This window comes from Streptomyces sp. NPDC058751, assembly GCF_042746485.1.
GTDB lineage: Bacteria > Actinomycetota > Actinomycetes > Streptomycetales > Streptomycetaceae > Streptomyces.
On sequence record NZ_JBHYPZ010000010.1, the window covers coordinates 175994 to 196310 of the forward strand.

The window sequence follows — 20317 nt, forward strand, 5'->3', positions numbered from 1 at the left end:
TCTCCGTGGCCTCGGCGGCCTGGGCCGGGATCTCGGCGTCGGCGACGGCCTTGCGGGTGCGTCGGCGTACGGGCTTGGCCTCGGCCGTCTCGGCGGCCTCGGTGACCGTCTCGGCGGCGGGCACCACGGCCTCGGCCGTCTCCACGACCGTCGCGGTGTCGGCGACGGCCTTGCGGGTCCGGCGACGGCGCGGCGCGGCCGGCTCGTCGGTGATGCCCTCAGCCGTCGCTACGACGGCTTCCGCGGCCTCGGTCACGGGGGCGGCAGCGGCGGCGGCCGCCACGGCCTCGCCCGCTCCACCGCGTGTACGGCGGCGGCGGCGCGGCGTACGGGGCTCGGTGGCCTCGGCGGACACGGGCTCCGTGGCCGCGGGAGCGGCCGTGGACGCGGGCGTCCCCTCCGCGGACGCACCGCCACGCGTACGGCGGCGCTGGCGCGGTGTGCGCGGCGCGCGCTCACGCTCGGTGGCCGCGGGAGCGGCCGAACGGCCACCGCGGCCACGCGGGCCGCCACGGCCGCCGGTCTCGCCCAGGTCCTCGACGGCCTCGGCGGCGAGCCCGGCGCGGGTGCGCTCGGAACGCGGCAGGACACCCTTGGTGCCGGCCGGGATGTTCAGCTCCTCGAAGAGGTGCGGGGACGTGGAGTACGTCTCCGGCGGGTTGCCGAAGTCGAGTTCCAGCGCCTTGTTGATGAGCTGCCAGCGCGGGATGTCGTCCCAGTCGACGAGGGTGATCGCGATGCCCTTGGCGCCCGCGCGGCCGGTGCGGCCGATGCGGTGCAGGTACGTCTTCTCGTCCTCGGGGGACTGGTAGTTGATGACGTGGGTGACACCCTCGACGTCGATGCCGCGGGCCGCCACGTCGGTGCAGACGAGGACGTCGACCTTGCCGTTGCGGAACGCGCGCAGCGCCTGCTCGCGGGCGCCCTGGCCGAGGTCGCCGTGGACCGCGCCGGAGGCGAAGCCGCGCTGCTGGAGCTGGTCGGCGAGGTCCGCCGCCGTCCGCTTGGTGCGGCAGAAGATCATCGCGAGACCGCGGCCCTCGGCCTGCAGTATGCGCGCGACCATCTCGGGCTTGTCCATGTTGTGCGCGCGGTAGACGAACTGCGCGATGTTCGCGACGGTCGCGCCCGAGTCGTCCGGGGCGGCGGCGCGGATGTGGGTGGGCTGCGACATGTAGCGGCGCGCGAGGTTGATGACCGCGCCCGGCATGGTCGCCGAGAACAGCATCGTCTGACGGCGGGCTGGCAGCATGTTCATGATCTTCTCGACGTCGGGCAGGAAGCCCAGGTCGAGCATCTCGTCGGCCTCGTCGAGGACGAGGGCCTTGACGTGCTTGAGGTTGAGCTTCTTCTGGCCCGCGAGGTCCAGCAGTCGCCCGGGGGTGCCCACGACGACGTCGACGCCCATCTTCAGGGCCTCGACCTGGGGCTCGTACGCCCGGCCGCCGTAGATGGCCAGAACGCGCACGTTGCGGACCTTGCCCGCGGTGAGCAGGTCGTTGGTCACCTGGGTGCACAGCTCGCGCGTCGGGACGACGACGAGGGCCTGCGGGGCGTCGGTGAGCTGCTCGGGCTTGGCCCGGCCGGCCTCGACGTCCGCGGGGACGGTGACGCGCTCCAGGAGGGGAAGGCCGAAGCCCAGCGTCTTGCCGGTGCCGGTCTTGGCCTGGCCGATGACGTCGGTGCCGGAGAGGGCGACCGGGAGCGTCATCTCCTGGATGGGGAAGGGGTTGACGATGCCGACGGCCTCAAGGGCTTCGGCGGTCTCAGGGAGGATTCCGAGCTCTCGGAAAGTCGTAGTCAGGGTGCTGCCTCTTCTGTGTACGCGGTACGAGGCGAACGCGGGGGTCGTGTCGGGACCGTGCCGGGGACGTCGGCCGCTCTTGACGGGCGGGCCGAGTGGCATGGGACCACTGCCGACGCTCGAGCTCTCGTGCCGCTGAGGGTTCCCTCCGGATGTCGTACGCAATGTGCCGTACCGACGAGGAGGGCTGTCGGGTCGGAGCCGATCGGGCCACCGACCGGGCATCCTCATTCGTGCGGCCCGTCGAATACTCGGCGGGCGCATTACCACCATACCCCGGAATCGCGCACATGTGATGGCCGATTTGGTCACGTAGTCGTCATCACACAGGTTGAGCAGGAACTTCCCCCGTGCCGCGGGCGGGCTATTGTGCGCTTCATGACGACGCCTGACAACGCCGCTGAGAAGCCCGCCGAAGCCACCGCCGACACCGCCCCCGCGGCCACCGGAGTGGCCGCGCAGAACTGGGAGACGGCCTCGGCCGAGCCGCAGTACCGCGCCGCGGTCGTGGACCTGCTCGGCGCGCTCGCGTACGGCGAGCTCGCGGCGTTCGAGCGGCTCGCGGAGGACGCCAAGCTGGCGCCCACGCTCAGCGACAAGGCGGAACTGGCGAAGATGGCGTCCGCCGAGTTCCACCACTTCGAGCAGCTGCGGGACCGGCTCGCCGCGATCGGCGCGGAGCCGACGGAGGCGATGGAGCCCTTCGTCGCCGCGCTCGACGGCTTCCACCGGCAGACGGCTCCCTCGGACTGGCTGGAGGGGCTCGTCAAGGCGTACGTCGGCGACTCCATCGCCAGTGACTTCTACCGCGAGGTCGCGGCCCGGCTCGACTCGGACACCCGCGGGCTCGTCCTCGGCGTCCTCGACGACACCGGTCACGCCGGTTTCGCCATCGAGAAGGTGCGCGCCGCGATCGACGCCGACCCGCGTGTGGGCGGCCGGCTGGCCCTGTGGGCGCGACGGCTGATGGGCGAGGCGCTGTCCCAGTCGCAGCGCGTGGTCGCCGAGCGCGACGCCCTGTCGACGATGCTCGTGGGCGGAGTGGCGGACGGGTTCGACCTCGCGGAGGTCGGCCGGATGTTCTCCCGGATCACGGAGGCGCACACCAAGCGGATGGCGGCACTGGGCCTGGCGGCCTAGGGAGCCCTGGGCCGGGCGGTACGGAGACCTGGTCGGCGTGCCGCGCCCCCTACGGGCGTGGTGCGCGGTCCCGGGAGCGGGACCTCAGGGACCTACGCCGTCGCCGAGCGGCGTCGAAAACGTTCCTCGGGCCGCAGCAGCAGCGACAGCAGCGCCGCGGAGACGGCCACCGCACCGACGAGGATGGCCAGGAAGTGCCCGGCGCCCAGTGTCGTGTGCGTCAGGAAGGCACCGAACAGGGCTCCCGCCACACCGGTCGGCAGGACCAGGGTGCGTGACGGCAACCGGTGGGGCAGGCGGTACGAGGCCGCCCACGCCAGCGCGAGACCGAGCAGCGCGGCGCCGAACGCTTCCAAGAACATGGTGGGGGTCCCTCCCGCACGGCCTGGGCAAATCGGTCGTAGCCGGTCCTACCCCTGCCGTTCGGAACGCAACCCTTCTCCACGCCCGGCATGTACTCCATCTGCGGGCCGCGGGCGCGCCGCGGCGCGGGCGGGGCGGTCCGTCGGCCCCTCGGCGGTGGTACGCGGATGCGGTGCGGCGGTACGGGGCCGGGCGTGCGCCGGGGCGGACGCGAGCGTGCGCCGGTCGGAACGGCGGCGCGAAGGCCGACGCGCACGGCGCGGACCTGTGGGACGCGCGTACGCACGGGAAGGGCCCGGTGACGAGGTCACCGGGCCCTTCCCGTACCGCTGCGTCGCCCTGTCGCCCTACAGGGCGCTGAATCCGACCTTGCGCTGCGTGGGCTCGCCGAGCTCCACGTACGCCAGCCGGTCGGCCGGAACCAGGACCTTGCGGCCGTGGTCGTCCACGAGGCTCAGCAGCTGCGACTTGCCGGCCAGCGCCTCGGACACCGCGCGCTCGACCTCTTCCGGGGTCTGACCGCTCTCCAGAACGATCTCGCGGGGCGCGTGCTGCACGCCGATCTTGACCTCCACGGCTTTGTCCCTCCGACGGTCAGTCATGTGCGCGTTCGTACGCGCCGTACGCAGCACACACTAGCCCGGCGAGGGGACGCGCACGCTCCGCCCGGGAACGCCAGGAGCGAACAGCCGACGGGAACAAAGAAGCGGCCGGGGCGAGCCCCGGCCGCTTCCCCGGCGTCGGTGATCCGGCGGCCGGGTGATCCGGCGATCCGGCGGGTCAGTGGTGGTCGGTGCCGTGCAGCGGGAATCCCGCGATGCCCCGCCAGGCGAGCGAGGTCAGCAGCTGGACCGCCTGGTCGCGCGGGACGGTGCGGTCGCTGTGCAGCCAGGAACGGGCCACCACCTGCGCCAGTCCGCCGAGACCCGAGGCGAGGAGCATCGACTCCGCGCGCGAGAGGCCCGTGTCCTCCGCGATGACGTCACAGATCGCCTCGGCGCACTCGTGCGTCACCTTGTCGACGCGCTCGCGCACCGCCGGCTCGTTGGTCAGGTCGGACTCGAAGACCAGCCGGAACGCGCCGCCGTCGTCCTCCACGTACGCGAAGTAGGCGTCCATCGTCGCGCGGACGCGCATCTTGTTGTCCGTGGTCGACGCGAGAGCCGTGCGCACAGCCAGGAGCAGGGACTCGCAGTGCTGGTCGAGCAGGGCGAGGTACAGGTCGAGCTTGCCCGGAAAGTGCTGGTAGAGAACCGGCTTGCTGACGCCCGCGCGCTCGGCGATGTCGTCCATGGCGGCCGAGTGGTATCCCTGCGCAACGAAAACTTCCTGGGCGGCGCCGAGGAGCTGGTTGCGCCGGGCACGGCGCGGCAGGCGAGTGCCCCGCGGGCGTGCTGCCTCTGTCTGCTCGATGGCTGTCACGCCGCCTCCCAAAAGTTGTCCACGTGCGGTGTGCGCCGCGTCGCCATCGTACTTTTCGGTAACCCTGCTGTGTGCGGTGCGAGCGCAGAATTTCACGGACCGGACCATGGCCGGGACGGCGCACAGTGTGCCGAAGGGGACGAGCTGGGCGCGCGTCGCCCCGGCGGCCTGATCAGCGATGCCGGGCCGCCTGCGGATGCGGGGTCACCTGTAGTCGTCCTCGTTCAGCCGGACGACCCGGGCCTGCTCGGCCAGATCCGCGTCGTCGGCGTTGAGGCGGTCGCCCGGGGGTTCCGGGTCGACGTCGTCCACGGGGTCCAGTTCGGCGGACTGCTCGGCGGCGTCGGCCTCGGGGGCCTCCACGTCGGGGATCTCCCGGAACTGGTCGTCGAACGTTGCGGGGTCTGTCGGGTCGACTGTCATGGTTCCTCTTCCCGAACGGTACGAGTGCGCTCCTGACAAGCGGACGAGTGCCCTCGTTCGAAGCCTAGGAGACACGCGATCCGGGCGCTATGCGATCCGTCCGCCATCTGTGACGGCGAACACATGAGTCACGGCGTGATCGTCTCGTAACATTGCGGCATGTCTTCGACCGAACTCCCGTCCGCACCGGCCGCCAGTGTCACGCCGAGGGTCGGCGCCGTCAGGGTCGCCGAGGGGGAGCGGCTGAGATCGGTCGGGCTGCCCGGCATGACCCTGACGATCCGGTCGAGGCCGCCGGCCCGGGAGGGGCTTCCGCCCGCGCTGTACGTGCACGGTCTGGGCGGCTCTTCGCAGAACTGGTCGGCGCTGATGGCCGAGCTCGACGGGCTCGTCGAGAGCGAGGCCGTCGACCTGCCGGGCTTCGGCGACTCGCCGCCGCCGGACGACGGCGACTACTCGGTCACCGGACACGCGCGCGCGGTCGTCCGACACCTCGACGCGTCCGGACGCGGGCCAGTACATCTTTTCGGCAATTCCCTCGGTGGAGCCGTCGTCACGCGCGTCGCTGCGGCGCGGCCGGACCTCGTCCGGACGCTCACGCTGGTGTCCCCCGCGCTGCCCGAGATCCGCGCGCAGCGCACCGCCTGGCCGACCGCCCTGCTCGCCCTCCCGGGGGTGGCGGGACTGTTCACCCGGCTCACCAAGGACTGGAGCGCTGAGCAGCGCGTACGCGGGGTGCTGGCCCTCTGTTACGGGGATCCCGGCATCGTGACTCCCGAGGGGTTCCGCCATGCCGTCGAGGAGATGGAACGGCGGCTCGCCCTGCCCTACTTCTGGGACGCCATGGCACGCTCCGCGCGGGGTGTCGTGAACGCGTACACACTCGGCGGGCAGCACGGACTGTGGCGTCAGGCCGAACGGGTGCTCGCCCCCACGCTCCTGGTCTACGGAGGCCGTGACCAACTTGTCGGCTACCGTATGGCGCAGCGCGCGGCCCGTGCCTTCCGCGACTCCCGGCTGCTTTCCCTGCCGGAGGCGGGGCACGTCGCCATGATGGAGTATCCGGAGGCGGTCGCCACCGCCTTCCGCGAACTCCTGGCGGATCTGGGAGAGCCGACCCCATCGGTGGCAGTCGGCGCGGAGAGCTGAGGCGGGAAGTGGGACGACACAGTCGTCGGGGGCGGGCCGACAAGACGGACACCGCACGGACGCGAGCGGTTCCGGCGGAAGAGACGGCACCTGCGCCGGCACCGGGCCCGGACGGCGCCCGCCGCGCGGCGACACGCAACCCAGGTCCCCTGGGTCCGTACCCGCCCGAGGGCGGCCGCCCGCAGCAGGGCGCGCCACGATTCTCCGACGGGACTCCGGCGCACGGCTTTCCGCGGGTGGCGGACGGCACTCCCGCGCGTGGGGTGCCGCGTCACCAGGACGGGAGCCCGGCCCATGGGGCCCCGCGCTTCCAGGACGGCACTCCGGCGCACGGTGTTCCGCGTTTCCAGGGCGGTGCCCCGGCCCATGGGGCCCCGCGCTTCCAGGACGGCACTCCGGCGCACGGTGTTCCGCGTTTCCAGGACGGCACTCCCGCGCGTGGGGTGCCGCGTTCGTTCGAGGGGACCCCGGCGCACGGAACGCCGCGGCTTCCCGACGGGACGCCCGCGCACGGAACGCCGCAGGTGCGGGGCGGCCACCCCGAGCAGCGTGAACAGGGCGGCGGCTGGGGGGAGTCCGGGACCGGCGGGGCCTCTCGCGGCGCGCCCGCCGGAGAGCGGGTGCCCCGGCAGCGCCGGCAGGCCGTGACGGGACCCCGGCAGGCGTACCTCGACGCGTTCGACTTCGACGAGCGGCCGGGCGGCGGCGCCGCGGGGCCGACGGGCGGCCCCCGTACCGCGTTCGACGACTCCGCCGACTGGAGCGCCCGGTCCGCCGGCACCGGTGACCGGCCGTCGGCGGGACCCGGCGACCAGGGTGACGGCAAGGGCCGCAAGGGATGGGCGTTCACCGGGATCGCGGCGGCCGCCGTCACCACCGTGCTGGCCGTCGTCGTCGCCGGACAGATGGCCACGGGAGGCGACGACACCGACACGCGGGCGCGGTCCGCCGACACCGGCGGCCGCGCGGCCCAGGACTCCGCCTCGCGCGGAGACGACCGGCCGACCCAGTCGGGACAGCCGCAGGTGGCCGCGGTGCCCCTGACGTACGCGCAGCAGATGGCCAGGACGTACCCGCTCGGGGCGAAGCTCAAGGGGTCGGGGAAGTTCGACGTGGTGCCCGGGTTCGCCAAGGCGCCCGGCAAGGGACGCAAGTACACCTACCGCGTCGACATCGAGAAGGGCCTCCCTCTCGACGGCGCGCTCTTCGCCGACGCCGTGCAGAAGACCCTGAACGACAAGAGGAGCTGGGCCCACGGCGGCGAGCGCACCTTCGAGAGGATCGATTCCGGCGAGCCGGACTTCGTCATCACGCTGGCCAGTCCCGGCACCACCGCCGAGTGGTGCGCCAAGTCGGGGCTCGACACGACGGTGGACAACGTGTCGTGCGACTCGGCGTCCACCGAGCGCGTCATGATCAACGCGTACCGCTGGGCCCAGGGGTCCAAGACCTACGGCTTCGGTGACGAGATCCACGCCTACCGGCAGATGCTGATCAACCACGAGGTCGGCCACCGGCTCGGATACGGGCACGTCACCTGCGAGGAGGACGGCGACCTCGCCCCGGTCATGCAGCAGCAGAGCAAGTTCCTCGACCACGACGGAATCCACTGCCGGCCCAACTCCTGGGTTTATCCGTAGAGTTGACGAAAAGGCGCCGGTCTCGTTGACAGGCGTCGAAAGATCGTTCATATTTTTCGGCATGTCGCCCCGTCACGTCTCCGTTCGCGCCGCTCTCGAGCTGGCGCTCTTCGGCGTGACCGCGATCTGCGTGGCCGACATCCACTGTTGCTGACGCCCGCCCCCGGCGAGTGCGTCGCTCTCCTTCCCGTCCTGTTCCCGTGCGCCGCCGAACCCCCGTGGTTCGGCGCGCCCGTGCCCCTTTCGGCCCGGCCGGACTCCGACGCCTGACGCCCTGGGCGAGCTCTGCGCTCCGCCGTCTCACTCCGTGTCATTCCGTCTCAGTATCCGAGTCATCCGAGAGGTCGTCTTCCGATGCGTCAACCGTCCGTCACAGCGCGCCGCGTGGCCGCGGCATCCGTCAGCCTCCTCGTGGCAGCGGGCGCCGTCGCCTGCGGCCCTGAGGACAACGATGCCAAGAGCCCCGGCGGTGACTCCCGGCCCCACAAGGGCGGCACGCTCACCGTCCTGAACGCCAACCCGCAGGACGACTTCGACCCCGCCCGGCTCTACACCTCCGGCGGCGGCAACGTGCCCTCGCTCGTCTTCCGCACGCTCACCACCCGCAACCGCGAGAACGGTGCCGCCGGTGCCCAGGTCGTCCCCGACCTCGCCACGGACACCGGCCGGCCGAGCGAGAACGCCACCGTGTGGACGTACACCTTGAAGGCGGGTCTCAAGTTCGAGGACGGCACGCCGATCACCTCCGCCGACATCAAGTACGGCATCGAGCGCTCCTTCGCGGCCGAACTCTCCGGCGGCGCGCCCTATCTGAGGGACTGGCTGATCGGAGGTGCCGACTACCAGGGCCCCTACAAGGACAAGAAGGGCCTCGACTCGATCGAGACGCCGGACGAGCTGACCATCGTCTTCCACCTGAACAAGCCCGAGGGCGAGTTCCCCTACCTGGCCACGCAGACGCAGTTCGCGCCCGTGCCGAAGGCCAAGGACACCGGCACGAAGTACGAGGAGCACCCGGTCTCCTCGGGGCCGTACAAGGTCGTCGAGAACGAGAACGACGGCGAGCACCTCACCCTGGAGCGCAACACCCACTGGTCCGCGTCGACCGACGCCGAGCGCAAGGCGTACCCGGACAGGATCGACGTACGGTCCGGCCTGGACTCCGCCGTCATCAACCAGCGGCTGTCCTCCTCCCAGGGCGCCGACGCCGCCGCCGTCACCACGGACACCAACCTCGGACCGGCCGAGCTCGCCGAGGTGACCGGGGACAAGGCGCTGGCCTCGCGCGTCGGCACCGGGCACTTCGGCTACACCAACTACCTCGCGTTCAACCCGAAGGTGAAGCCGTTCGACGACCCGAAGGTGCGTCAGGCGATCTCGTACGCCGTCGACCGCACCTCGGTGATCAACGCGGCGGGCGGCTCCTCGCTCGCCGAGCCCGCGACGACGTACCTGCCGAACCAGAAGTCCTTCGGCCACACGCCCTACGACCACTTCCCGGCGGGCGCCTCCGGCGACGCGGCCAAGGCCAAGGAACTCCTGGCGCGGGCGGGCCACAAGAACGGCCTGACCATCACGCTCACCCATTCCAACAGCAAGGACTTCGAGACCAGCCCCGAGATCGCGACCGCCGTCCAGGACGCGCTCAAGAAGGCGGGCATCACCGTCAAGCTCCAGGGCCTGGAGGAGAACGACTACAGCGACAGGATCCACAGCGTGAAGGACGAGCCGGGCCTCTTCCTCGCCCACTGGGGTGCCGACTGGCCCTCCGGCGGCCCCTTCCTGGCCCCGATCTTCGACGGCCGGCAGATCGTGAAGGACGGAGCCAACTTCAACTCCGGCTTCCTGAACGACGAGTCGGTCAACGACGAGATCGACGCGATCAACAAGCTGACCGACCTCGACGAGGCCGCCGAGCGCTGGGGCGCACTGGACAAGAAGATCGGCGCCCGGGCGCTGACCGTGCCGCTGTTCCACCCCGTCTACAAGCGCCTGTACGGCGAGGGCGTCAAGAACGTCGTGATCAGCGACTGGACCGGCGTTCTGGACATCTCCCAGGTCGCGGTGAAGTGACGCCGTGAGCCAGGCACTCGTCGCCTCCCCGGCCCCCGCGGCGGACCCGTCCGCCGCGGGGGCCCCGGGGGCCCGTCGGTTCTGGCGGCGGCTGCGTGCGCAGCGCGCCGCCCTCGTGGCGGCGGCCGTCGTCGCGCTGCTCGTCCTGATCGCGCTCGCCGCGCCCCTGCTCACGGCGATCGAGGGCCAGGACCCCACCACCTACCACCCCTCGCTGGTGGACTCCGCGCGCGGCGGCGTCCCCGTCGGCCGGTTCGGCGGCATCGGTGCCGACCACTGGCTCGGCGTCGAACCCCAGACCGGCCGCGACCTGTTCGCGCGTCTCGTCCACGGCGCCAGGGTCTCCCTCGGCGTAGCGCTCGCCGCGACCCTGGTGCAGGTCCTCCTCGCCGTCGTCGTGGGCGTCGCGGCCGCCCTCGGGAACCGATGGGTCGATCAGGTGCTGAGCCGGGTGACCGAGATCATCGTCGCCCTGCCGCTGATGATCATGGCGCTGGCGCTGCTGGCCGTCGTGCCCGCCGGCTTCCCGCGGCCCGTCCTGGTCGCCCTCGTCATCGGCCTGATCGCCTGGGGCACCCTCGCCAAGGTCGTGCGCGCGCAGACGCTCACCCTCAAGCAGCTCGACCACGTCGCCGCCGCGCGGCTCAGCGGCTGGAGCACCTGGCGGATCGCCCGCCGCGAACTGCTGCCGGGCCTCGCCGCCCCGCTCATCACCTACTCCGCGCTCCTCGTGCCGGCGAACATCGGCATCGAGGCCGCCCTGTCCTTCCTCGGCGTCGGCGTGAAGCCGCCGACACCGTCCTGGGGACAGATGCTGACCTCCGCCGACGTCTGGTACCAGGCGGCGCCGCAGTACCTGCTGCTGCCCGCGGGCGCGCTGTTCGTCACCGTCCTCGCCCTGACCGTCCTCGGCGACGGCGTGCGCACCGCCCTCGACCCGCGCGCGGCCTCCCGCCTGCGCGTCGGCACGGGCCGCAGGGGAGAGGCCAGGGCCGACGCGGGCGGGGACACCCGGGACGGCGGCACCGTGCCCCGGCCGGGCCCGCCCGCCGACGGAGCGAAGGGGGCCACGGCATGAGCGGCTTCACCGGATTCGTCCTGCGCCGGACCCTCGGCGCGGCGGTCACCCTCCTCGCCGTCTCGGTGATCGTCTACGTCGTCTTCTACGCCACTCCGGGCGACGTCGCCCAGATCACCTGCGGCCCGCGCTGCTCGCCCCTCCAGGTGCGCCAGGTGGCCCAGCAGTTGAACCTCGGGGACCCGCTGTACGTCCGCTACTGGCACTTCCTCCAGGGACTGCTCGTCGGCCGGGACTACTCGACGGGCACCTCCGTCCAGCACTGCCCGGCCCCCTGCCTCGGCCTGTCGTACCGGACGGACCAGCAGGTCACCCGTCTGATCCTGGCGAAACTGCCGGTCAGCCTGTCGCTGGTGTTCGGTGCGATGGTCCTGTGGCTCGTGCTCGGGGTCGGCACCGGTGTGCTCTCCGCGTGGCGGCGCGGCCGGCTCACCGAGCGGCTGCTGACCGGGATCACCCTCGCCGGCACGGCGACCCCCGTGTTCGTCGTCGGGCTGATCCTGATGATCGTCGTCTGCGGCCAACTCGAACTGCTGCCCTTCCCGCAGTACGTGGACTTCTCCGACGACCCCGAACAGTGGGCGTGGAACCTGCTCCTGCCCTGGCTCTCGCTCGCCCTCGTGGAAGCCGCCGCGTTCGCCCGGCTGACCAGGTCCTCGATGCTGGAGACGCTGGCCGAGGACCACATCCGGACCTTCCGCGCGTACGGCGTGGGGGAGCGGTCGGTCATCGGGCGGCACGCCGTCCGCGGAGCGCTCGCCTCGATCATCGCGCTGAACGCCAACACCTTCGGGGCCGCGGTCGGCGGGGCGGTGCTCACCGAGACGCTCTTCGGACTGCCCGGCATCGGCCAGGAACTGGTGCGCGCGGTGAACGTCGTCGACCTTCCCGTGGTCGTCGGCACGGTCCTGGTCACCGGCTTCTTCGTGGTCGTCGCCAACGCCGTCGCGGACGTGCTCTACGCGGTGGCCGACCGACGGGTGGTGCCGGCATGAGCGACTCGATCCTCTCCGCGGGGCGCCGGAAGGGGGCGGGCGCGGCGTCCGGCCCCTCCTCGGACACGTCCCCGGCCGCCTCCGCCGCCCCTCTGGTCGAAGTGAGCGGCCTCGTCGTCGACTTCGGGGGGCTGCGCGCCGTCGACGGGCTCTCCTTCCGGCTGGAGAAGGGCGCGGCCCTCGGCCTGGTCGGCGAGTCCGGCTCCGGCAAGTCCACCGTGGCCTCGGCCCTGCTGGCACTGCACCGGGGCACCGGAGCGCGCGTCGACGGCACGGTCCGCGTGGCCGGCGTCGATGTCCGGCGGGCCTCCGACGGCGAACTGCGCGGGCTGCGCGGAGGGAAGGCCGCCATGGTCTTCCAGGACCCGCTGTCCTCCCTCGACCCGTACTACGCGATCGGCGACCAGATCGCCGAGGTGTACCGGGCGCACACCAGGGCGTCCCGGCGGGCGGCCCGCGCGCGTGCGGTGCACGTGCTGGACCGTGTCGGCATCCCCGACGCGGCCCGCCGGTCACGCTCGCGCCCGCACGAGTTCAGCGGCGGCATGCGCCAGCGCGCCCTCATCGCCATGGCACTGGCCTGCGAACCCGAGCTCCTGATCGCCGACGAGCCCACCACGGCCCTCGACGTGACCGTCCAGGCGCAGATCCTCGACCTCCTGCACACCCTGCGGCACGAGACCGGGACGGGGCTGCTGCTGGTCACCCATGACGTCGGGGTCGCGGCCGAGAGCGTCGACGAGGTCCTGGTGATGCGGCACGGCCGCGCGGTCGAACACGGGCCGGTGGACGCCGTCCTCGGCGCACCCCGGGAGCCGTACACCCGCGAACTCCTCGGTGCCGTCCCCCGCGTGGACACACCGCGGACCGCCGGGCGGACCGGGCGGACCGGGCGCGAGGACGGTGCCGGTCCGGAGGGTGCCGGTCCGGAGGGTGCCGGTCCGGACGGGGCCGTCCGGCCGGACGACGTCGTGCTCGAAGCGGTCGGGCTCCGGCGCGAGTTCGGGCGCGGGAAGCGGCGGTTCGCGGCCGTCGACGACGTGTCGCTGACCGTGCGCCGGGGCGAGACCCTCGGCGTCGTCGGCGAGAGCGGCAGCGGGAAGACGACCCTGGGAAGGATGCTGGTCGGACTCCTGGAACCCACCGCCGGCGTGGTCCGGCACGAGGGGCGCGAACGGTCCGGCGTCCGGCCCTCGGTGCAGATGGTCTTCCAGGACCCGGTGTCGTCCCTCAATCCCCGGCGCAGCGTCGGCGAGTCCGTCGCCGACCCGCTGAGGGCGCGCGGGGAGAAGGACGAGGGGCGCGTCCGAGGGCGCGTACGGGAACTGCTGGAGCGCGTGGGGCTCGACGGAGCGCACTACGACCGCTATCCGCACGAGTTCAGCGGCGGACAGCGCCAGCGCGTCGGCATCGCGCGGGCACTGGCGGCCGAACCGCGGGTCATCGTGTGCGACGAGCCGGTCTCCGCGCTCGACGTCACCACACAGGCCCAGGTGGTCGCCCTGCTCGGCGAACTGCAACGGGAACTCGGGCTCGCGCTGGTGTTCGTCGCGCACGACCTCGCGGTCGTGCGCCAGGTCAGCGACCACGTGGCGGTGATGCGGCGCGGCCGGATCGTCGAGCACGGTCCCGCCGACGAGGTCTACGAGAGTCCCCGCGACCCGTACACCCGGCAACTGCTGGCCGCCGTACCGGCGCTCGACCCGAAGGCCGCGGTACGGCGCCGCGCGGAACGCAAGGAGCTGTCGCAGGCGTGATCCCGGGGCCGGTGCCCCCGCAGGAACGAGCCCGCGTGATCTCGTAGCGCGACGAAACGCGGCCTGCGCGGGAAAGTTACGACCGTTCACCCCTTTTGGTGGTGCGACGGACAACCGTCCGTCGTACCCCCTCCTTGTCCGCATACCTTCGTCCCGCTGCGAGCCGCCGGGTCAACGGCGGCTCCCCATACGGGAGATCGGGGGTGTGCTCGTGCGCATCGGACTGCTTACGGAGGGTGGCTATCCGTACGTGGGCGGTGACGCCGCACTCTGGTGCGACCGGCTCGTGCGCGGGCTCGGGCAGCACCGGTTCGACGTCTACGCGCTCAGCCGCACCGAGCGCCAGGAGGACCAGGGCTGGGTCCGGCTGCCGCCCCAGGTCGGTCGTGTCCGCACGGCCCCGCTGTGGACGGCCCACGACGACGGCGTGGTGTACGGGCGCCGGGCCCGCCGCCGGTTCGCCGAGGCGTACGGAGAACTGGTCGCGGCGGTGTGCGGGGGGCCGCGAGCCGGGGACCCGGGAGTCCCCGGGGACCTGACCGGGGGACCGGCGGATTCCGTCGACGCCGAGGCGGACCGTTTCGCCAGCGCCCTGTACGGGCTGGCCGAACTCGCCCGGGACGAGGGCGGACTGGCCCGCGCCCTGTGCTCCGAGAGCGCGATGAGCGTCCTCGAACGTGCCTGTCGCGCACCCGGCGCACTCCGTACGGCCCGCACCGCGCGCGTTCCCGACCTGCTCACCGTCGCCGCGCACGTCGAACGTGCCCTGCGCCCCCTCTCCCTGGACTGGTACGAGGACGACACGCTCGGCTCGGCCGACCTCTGCCACGCCACGGCGGGCGGGGCGGCGGCGCTGCCCGGTCTCCTCGCCCGGCACTTCCTCGGCGTCCCGCTGCTGGTCACCGAGTACGGCGTGCACCTGCGGGCGCACTACCTGGCCGCCACGACCCTCGAAGAGGCCCCCGCCGTGCGGGCGCTGCTCGCGGCGTTCCACGGCCGGCTGGCCACCGAGGTCTACCGCGCGGCCACGATCGTCACGCCCGGCAACACCCACGCCCGCCGCTGGCAGGAGCGCTGCGGAGCCGACCGCGCCAAGCTGCGCACCGTCCACCCCGGCATGGAGGCCGCGCGCTTCGCGGACGTCGGGGAGGGAGCGCGGGGCAGCCGGTGCGCGGACCCCGGCACGCTCGTGTGGGTCGGCCGTGTCGAGCCGGCCAAGGACCTGGTCTCCCTGCTGCACGCCTTCGCCCAGATCCGCGGGGCCGAGCCGGGAGCCCGGCTGCGGATCGTCGGAGCCCCCGCCGAGGTCCCGGAGGCCGCCGCCTATCTGGCCCACTGCAAGGCGCTGGCCGCGCGGCTCTTCCCCGACGGGGCGGAAGGGGGGCACGGCGTCGGCGACGACCCCGTCTCCTTCGAGGAGATCGGCGGCCCCGGGATCCCGGGCCTCGCCGAGGCCTACGCCTGCGGGGCCCTGGTCGTCCTGTCCAGCGTCGTCGAGGGCTTCCCGGTCGGCCTCGTCGAAGCCATGCTGTGCGGCCGGGCCACCGTATCCACGGACGTGGGAGCGGTCGTCGAGGTCATCGGCGGCACGGGCCTCGTGGTTCCGCCGCGCGATCCGCGGGCGCTCGCGGAGGCGTGCGTGGCGCTGCTGCGCGACCCCGAGCGCCGTGAGCGGCTCGGCGCGGCCGCCCGTGCCCGCGCGCTCGAACTCTTCACCGTCGAGCAGAACGTCGCGGCATTTCACGGCATTTACCTGGAGATCGTCTCGCACTCGCCGGTACGCCGGGTCCCCGTGGACGACGAGGGCGAGCCGCTGCCCTTCGGAGTCCCCGCCGAGGCCCGTGTGCCCGGCCGCTGGACCAGGACCCGCTTCATGACCGAGCGCCGGCCGCGCTGGGCGGAGGGGGCACCCGTCCGAGCCGCCGTGCCAGTACCGACATCGACATCGGCACCGGCACCGGCACCGGCACCGGCATCGGTTCCCGTTTCCGTGGGGGAGGGCGCGTGACGATCGACAGCGCGGGACCGGGCACCCCGCACGACCTCGACGCCCCGGACGAAACCCACCGGCCCCCCACGACGATCCCCGGCACGGTGAGCCCCGGCACGGTGAGCCCCGGCACCGAGAGCTCCAGCACCGAGAGCTCCAGCACCGAGAGCTCCGTCATGACGAGCCCCGGCACCCGTGAGCACCGGGGCGCGGTGGACCCCGTGAAGGCACTCATGCACCGGCACCACGAGCTCTGCGAGCGGGCCGTGGACCCGCTGGAGATCGCGGCGGGTCTGGAGGCGCACGGCGTCACCGACCGGACCGCCGCCCGCCTGCGGCACCGGGACGTCTTCTCGCTCGCCGAGGAGATGTACGCCCGAGCGGCCCGCGACGGGGAGGCGTCCCCCCGCACCGAGACCCCGGGACGCCCCGGCCCGCGCCCCTACTGGGCCGTGCTCGCCCTGGCGCCGGGCGTCCTCGGCGCGGCCCTCGTCGTCGGGCTGCGGCTCGCCCCCGGGCAACAGCGTCCGGCCGTCGCCGCGTTCGGCGCCCTGGCCGTCGCGTCGGGCCTGCACCTCGCCCTCCGGAACGGGCCCCTGAGCGCCTCGCGCCGCACGACGGGCGCCGCACGCGCGTGGACCTGCTGGCTCATCGTGTACGCCCTCGTCGGCGACGGACTGCTGAGCGCCGCCCTGGACGGCGGCCCGCACGGCCCCTGGCCCCTGGCCACGGCCCCCGTGCTGGCCCTCTGCCTGGCCTGCGCCCCGGCGGCCTGGTGCGCCCACCTCTTCGCCGCCCGCGCCCGCCGACGACTGAGCGCGAGCCGCGGCCTGGAGGAGTTCACCGCCTCCGCGCGCCCCCTGCTCCTCGGGACGTTCGGCCTGTTCACGGCCGCGCTGTGCGGGCTGCTCGCGCTGTGCGGGACGGCACTGGACGAGCCACCTGCCTACGCCGGAGCCGGTGCCCTCGGCGCGCTGCTCCTCCTCGCACGGCTGCTCACGGCACGCGGCTTCACCCGCGTCCCGGGCCGCGTGCTCGCCGGCGCGGGCGCGGCGGAGGCCACCGCCCTCGTCACGGTCTTCGCCGCACGACTGCCCGGCTGCTCGTTCCTGGCCGTCCCCGTCGACAGCCTCGTCGAAGCGGCGGGCGCCGGAGCCGTGCCGGCCCTGGCCTGCGGGGCGGGCGCCCTCGTCCTCCTCGTCCAGGCGACACGCACGCTCACCCGCGCCTCGGCCCACGCCCCGCCCTGCGAGGCCGCATGAGCCGCGACCGATCCGGGCCGCGGCGCACCGGGCCCGCCGGCCCGTCCGGCCGGACGGCCCGGGGCCGTCCGGAACCGGCCCACGACGCCCCACCGCCGTGAGCCTCCCCGGAGCCCGGGCGAGCCTCCCGGATCCGGACCCCCTGTCCCCCGCGGGGCCGACACCGCGGGCCCTCTCCCCGACCTACGGCATCACCTCGAAGGAGAAAGCCAGATGATCACCTCCCGAACCGGAGAATCCGCCCCGGGAGCCGCCCGATGAGGGTCCTGCTGATCGGAGCCAACGGTTACCTCGGCCGGTTCGTCGCCGACAGGCTGCTCGCCGACCCGGCCGTGCAGCTCACCGCGCTCGGCCGGGGCGACGACGCCGACGTCCGGTTCGACCTCGCCTCGGGCAGCCCCGGCGCCCTCACCCGCTTCCTGGACGCGGTGCACCCCGGAGTCGTCATCAACTGCGCGGGCGCCACCCGTGGAGGTGCCCGCGAGCTGACCCGGCACAACACCGTCGCCGTCGCCACCGTCTGCGAGGCACTGCGCCGCAGCGGCTGCGGCGCCCGGCTCGTGCAGATCGGCTGCGGCGCCGAGTACGGGCCCAGCCAGCCCGGCTCCTCCACCCCGGAGGACGCCGTCCCGCGCCCGGGCGGCCCCTACGGGGTGAGCAAGCTCGCCGCGACGGAACTCGTCCTCGGCTCCGGCCTGGACGCCGTCGTGCTCCGCGTCTTCTCCCCCGCGGGACCCGGGACGCCCGCAGGATCCCCGCTCGGCAGGCTCGCCGAGGCCCTGCGCCGCGCCATGCAGGCCGGCGACGGCGAGCTCAAGCTCGGCGGCCTCGGTGTCCAGCGCGACTTCATCGACGTCCGTGATGTCGCCCGCGCCGTCCACGCCGCCTCCCTGTCCGCCGCGCAGGGCGTGATCAACATCGGCTCGGGCCGTGCGGTACGTCTCCGCGACGCCGCCGCCGTCCTCGCCCGCGTCGCCGGCTACAGCGGCAGCCTGCACGAACTCGACGGCCCGCCCGGACCGCCCATGAGGCCGGCCATCGGCCACCCCCGCCCCGAGCCCGACCACGTGGCCCCGGTGTCGTACCCCTACCCGGACGGCTGCGGGAGCTGGCAGCAGGCCGACGTGCGCACCGCGCGCGACCGGCTCGGCTGGCGGCCCCGGATCAACCTCGAGGAGTCCCTGGCCGACATCTGGATGGAGGCGGCATGTCGTATCTGACCAGGACCGCCACCGGCAGCGCGAGCACCGGCCTGGGGCTCGGCTTCGGCGTCCCCGGCTATGCGCACCCCCTCGTCGCTCCGCTGGAGTGGGGCGAACTCACCCGCCCCGGCACCCCCCTGCACTGGGTCGTCCTGAACGTGGACAGCGGTCCCGGCGAGCGGCCCGACCCGCGCTGCCTGGAGGCCACGGGACGGCTGCGCAACGCGGGCGTCCGGGTGCTGGGACTCCTCGACGCCGCCCACGGGGTACGCGCCTTCCGTGAAGTGATCGCCGACGCGCGCCGCCATGTCGACTGGTACCAGGCCGACGGATTCATCCTCGACCGCTGCCCCACCGAACGCGCCGCGCTGCCCGACGTCCGCCGGACCGTCGGCGAGCTGCGCGCCCTGAGGGACGACGCCCACATTGTGTTCGGTCACGGCACCCACCCGCACCCGGGATACGCCGAGAGCGCCGACCAACTGGTGACCTTCTCGGGCCCCTGGACCGAGTACCGCTGGTCCCAGGTCGCCGAGTGGACCGCCGACTATCCCCCCGAGCGCTTCTGCCATTTCGTCCACGGCGTGCCGCGCGGGCACCTGGAGGAGGCCCTGCGCATCGCCCGCTGGCAGGGAGCCTCGACGATCTACTTCACCGACCGCTCCGATCAAGGAGGGACGGTCGACCCCTGGGAGACGATGCCCGGCTACTGGGACGAAATCGTCTCGCGGATCGGAACGGGTGTCTCGGAATGAAGAAGGGCGTGGCAGTGTTACGCGGAGAACAACCGTAGTGATAGACCGACCAACGGAGTCCCCGTGTCGCTGCCACCCCTGGTCGAGCCAGCCTCTGAGCTCACCGTAGACGAGGTCCGCAGGTACTCCCGCCACCTGATCATCCCCGACGTGGGCATGGACGGGCAGAAGCGGCTGAAGAACGCCAAGGTGCTCTGCGTGGGCGCCGGCGGCCTCGGATCGCCGGCGCTGATGTACCTGGCCGCGGCGGGCGTGGGCACGCTCGGCATCGTGGAGTTCGACGAGGTCGACGAGTCGAACCTGCAGCGCCAGATCATCCACAGCCAGGCGGACATCGGCCGCTCCAAGGCGGAGTCCGCGCGCGACTCCGTGCTGGGCATCAACCCGTACGTGAACGTGGTCCTTCACGAAGAGCGGCTCGAGGCCGAGAACGTGATGGACATCTTCAGCCAGTACGACCTGATCGTCGACGGCACCGACAACTTCGCGACCCGGTACCTCGTCAACGACGCCTGCGTGCTGCTCAACAAGCCGTACGTGTGGGGTTCGATCTACCGCTTCGACGGCCAGGCCTCCGTCTTCTGGTCCGAGCACGGTCCCTGCTACCGCTGCCTCTACCCGGAGCCCCCGCCGCCGGGCATGGTCCCCTCCTGCGCCGAGGGCGGTGTCCTCGGCGTGCTGTGCGCGTCCATCGGCTCCATCCAGGTCAACGAAGCGATCAAGCTCCTCGCGGGTATCGGTGAGCCGCTCGTCGGCCGCCTGATGATCTACGACGCCCTGGAGATGCAGTACCGCCAGGTCAAGGTCCGCAAGGACCCGAACTGCGCGGTCTGCGGCGAGAACCCCACCGTCACCGAGCTCATCGACTACGAGGCCTTCTGCGGCGTCGTGTCCGAGGAGGCCCAGGAGGCGGCCGCCGGTTCGACGATCACTCCCAAGCAGCTCAAGGAGTGGATCGACGAGGGCGAGAACATCGACATCATCGACGTCCGCGAGGTCAACGAGTACGAGATCGTCTCGATCCCCGGCGCCCGGCTGATCCCGAAGAACGAGTTCCTCATGGGCGCGGCCCTGGAGAGCCTGCCGCAGGACAAGAAGATCGTCCTGCACTGCAAGACGGGTGTCCGCAGCGCGGAGGTCCTCGCCGTCCTGAAGTCCGCCGGTTTCGCCGACGCGGTGCACGTCGGCGGCGGTGTGATCGGCTGGGTCCACCAGATCGAGCCCGAGAAGCCGGTGTACTGAACGGCGGAGCGTCCCGCTCTTT

18 protein-coding genes are annotated in these 20317 nt (G+C 72.9%); 13 read left to right on the forward strand and 5 right to left on the reverse strand.

Features of this window, described 5'->3' with window-relative positions:
• On the reverse strand, positions 1-1711 hold a 1711-nt coding region (locus tag ACFW6B_RS12635; RefSeq protein ID WP_386595028.1), incomplete at its 3' end, for a DEAD/DEAH box helicase.
• 471 nt (positions 1712-2182) lie between these two features.
• Between ACFW6B_RS12635 and ACFW6B_RS12640 the strand changes: the two genes are divergently transcribed.
• Entirely contained in the window at positions 2183-2944 is a 762-nt protein-coding gene (locus tag ACFW6B_RS12640) for a ferritin-like fold-containing protein (RefSeq protein WP_386594969.1), read from the forward strand.
• A gap of 92 nt (positions 2945-3036) precedes the next feature.
• On the opposite strand, the gene ACFW6B_RS12645 is transcribed toward ACFW6B_RS12640, so the two are convergent.
• From ACFW6B_RS12645 to ACFW6B_RS12660, 4 genes are all read right to left on the reverse strand, one after another.
• Entirely contained in the window at positions 3037-3306 is a 270-nt protein-coding gene (locus ACFW6B_RS12645; RefSeq protein ID WP_386594970.1) for a hypothetical protein, read from the reverse strand.
• A 348-nt stretch (positions 3307-3654) separates the two neighbouring features.
• Complete coding sequence (locus ACFW6B_RS12650) at positions 3655-3882, reverse strand: DUF3107 domain-containing protein (RefSeq protein WP_028801993.1); 228 nt, start codon at positions 3880-3882, stop codon at positions 3655-3657.
• Between the two features lie 205 nt (positions 3883-4087).
• On the reverse strand, positions 4088-4729 hold the full coding sequence (locus tag ACFW6B_RS12655; protein WP_386594972.1) for a TetR/AcrR family transcriptional regulator: 642 nt from the start codon (positions 4727-4729) through the stop codon (positions 4088-4090).
• Between the two features lie 204 nt (positions 4730-4933).
• Positions 4934-5152: a hypothetical protein gene (locus ACFW6B_RS12660; protein ID WP_386594974.1), complete on the reverse strand. Its 219-nt coding sequence runs from the start codon at positions 5150-5152 to the stop codon at positions 4934-4936.
• Positions 5153-5311: 159 nt separating this feature from the next.
• Between ACFW6B_RS12660 and ACFW6B_RS12665 the strand changes: the two genes are divergently transcribed.
• From ACFW6B_RS12665 to moeZ, 12 genes are all read left to right on the forward strand, one after another.
• Complete coding sequence (locus ACFW6B_RS12665) at positions 5312-6301, forward strand: alpha/beta fold hydrolase (protein WP_386594976.1); 990 nt, start codon at positions 5312-5314, stop codon at positions 6299-6301.
• Between the two features lie 8 nt (positions 6302-6309).
• A complete protein-coding gene (locus ACFW6B_RS12670) occupies positions 6310-7941 on the forward strand; it encodes a DUF3152 domain-containing protein (RefSeq protein WP_386594978.1) in 1632 nt (543 codons plus the stop codon).
• A gap of 61 nt (positions 7942-8002) precedes the next feature.
• On the forward strand, positions 8003-8095 hold the full coding sequence (locus ACFW6B_RS12675; RefSeq protein WP_386594980.1) for an Ms4533A family Cys-rich leader peptide: 93 nt from the start codon (positions 8003-8005) through the stop codon (positions 8093-8095).
• 200 nt (positions 8096-8295) lie between these two features.
• On the forward strand, positions 8296-10014 hold the full coding sequence (locus ACFW6B_RS12680; RefSeq protein ID WP_386594982.1) for an ABC transporter substrate-binding protein: 1719 nt from the start codon (positions 8296-8298) through the stop codon (positions 10012-10014).
• 4 nt (positions 10015-10018) lie between these two features.
• A complete protein-coding gene (locus ACFW6B_RS12685) occupies positions 10019-11092 on the forward strand; it encodes an ABC transporter permease (protein WP_386594984.1) in 1074 nt (357 codons plus the stop codon).
• Positions 11089-12087, forward strand: a complete 999-nt coding sequence (locus tag ACFW6B_RS12690) for an ABC transporter permease (protein ID WP_386594986.1) — start codon at positions 11089-11091, stop codon at positions 12085-12087. Before ACFW6B_RS12685 ends, ACFW6B_RS12690 begins: the two co-directional genes overlap by 4 nt.
• Positions 12084-13844 carry a dipeptide ABC transporter ATP-binding protein gene (locus ACFW6B_RS12695; RefSeq protein WP_386594988.1) on the forward strand — a complete coding sequence of 587 codons (1761 nt, stop codon included), beginning with the start codon at positions 12084-12086 and terminating at the stop codon, positions 13842-13844. Before ACFW6B_RS12690 ends, ACFW6B_RS12695 begins: the two co-directional genes overlap by 4 nt.
• A gap of 211 nt (positions 13845-14055) precedes the next feature.
• The gene (locus tag ACFW6B_RS12700; protein WP_386595031.1) at positions 14056-15852 is read left to right on the forward strand and encodes a DUF3492 domain-containing protein; all 1797 of its coding nucleotides are present in this window, start codon (positions 14056-14058) and stop codon (positions 15850-15852) included.
• A complete protein-coding gene (locus ACFW6B_RS12705) occupies positions 15849-17096 on the forward strand; it encodes a hypothetical protein (RefSeq protein ID WP_386594990.1) in 1248 nt (415 codons plus the stop codon). The genes ACFW6B_RS12700 and ACFW6B_RS12705 overlap by 4 nt, the downstream gene beginning before the upstream one ends.
• Positions 17097-17353: 257 nt before the next feature.
• Entirely contained in the window at positions 17354-18316 is a 963-nt protein-coding gene (locus ACFW6B_RS12710) for an NAD-dependent epimerase/dehydratase family protein (RefSeq protein ID WP_386594992.1), read from the forward strand.
• Positions 18304-19053 carry a spherulation-specific family 4 protein gene (locus ACFW6B_RS12715; RefSeq protein WP_386594994.1) on the forward strand — a complete coding sequence of 250 codons (750 nt, stop codon included), beginning with the start codon at positions 18304-18306 and terminating at the stop codon, positions 19051-19053. The genes ACFW6B_RS12710 and ACFW6B_RS12715 overlap by 13 nt, the downstream gene beginning before the upstream one ends.
• Positions 19054-19116: 63 nt before the next feature.
• The gene (moeZ, locus tag ACFW6B_RS12720; RefSeq protein ID WP_386594996.1) at positions 19117-20295 is read left to right on the forward strand and encodes an adenylyltransferase/sulfurtransferase MoeZ; all 1179 of its coding nucleotides are present in this window, start codon (positions 19117-19119) and stop codon (positions 20293-20295) included.
• Positions 20296-20317 lie beyond the last annotated feature (22 nt).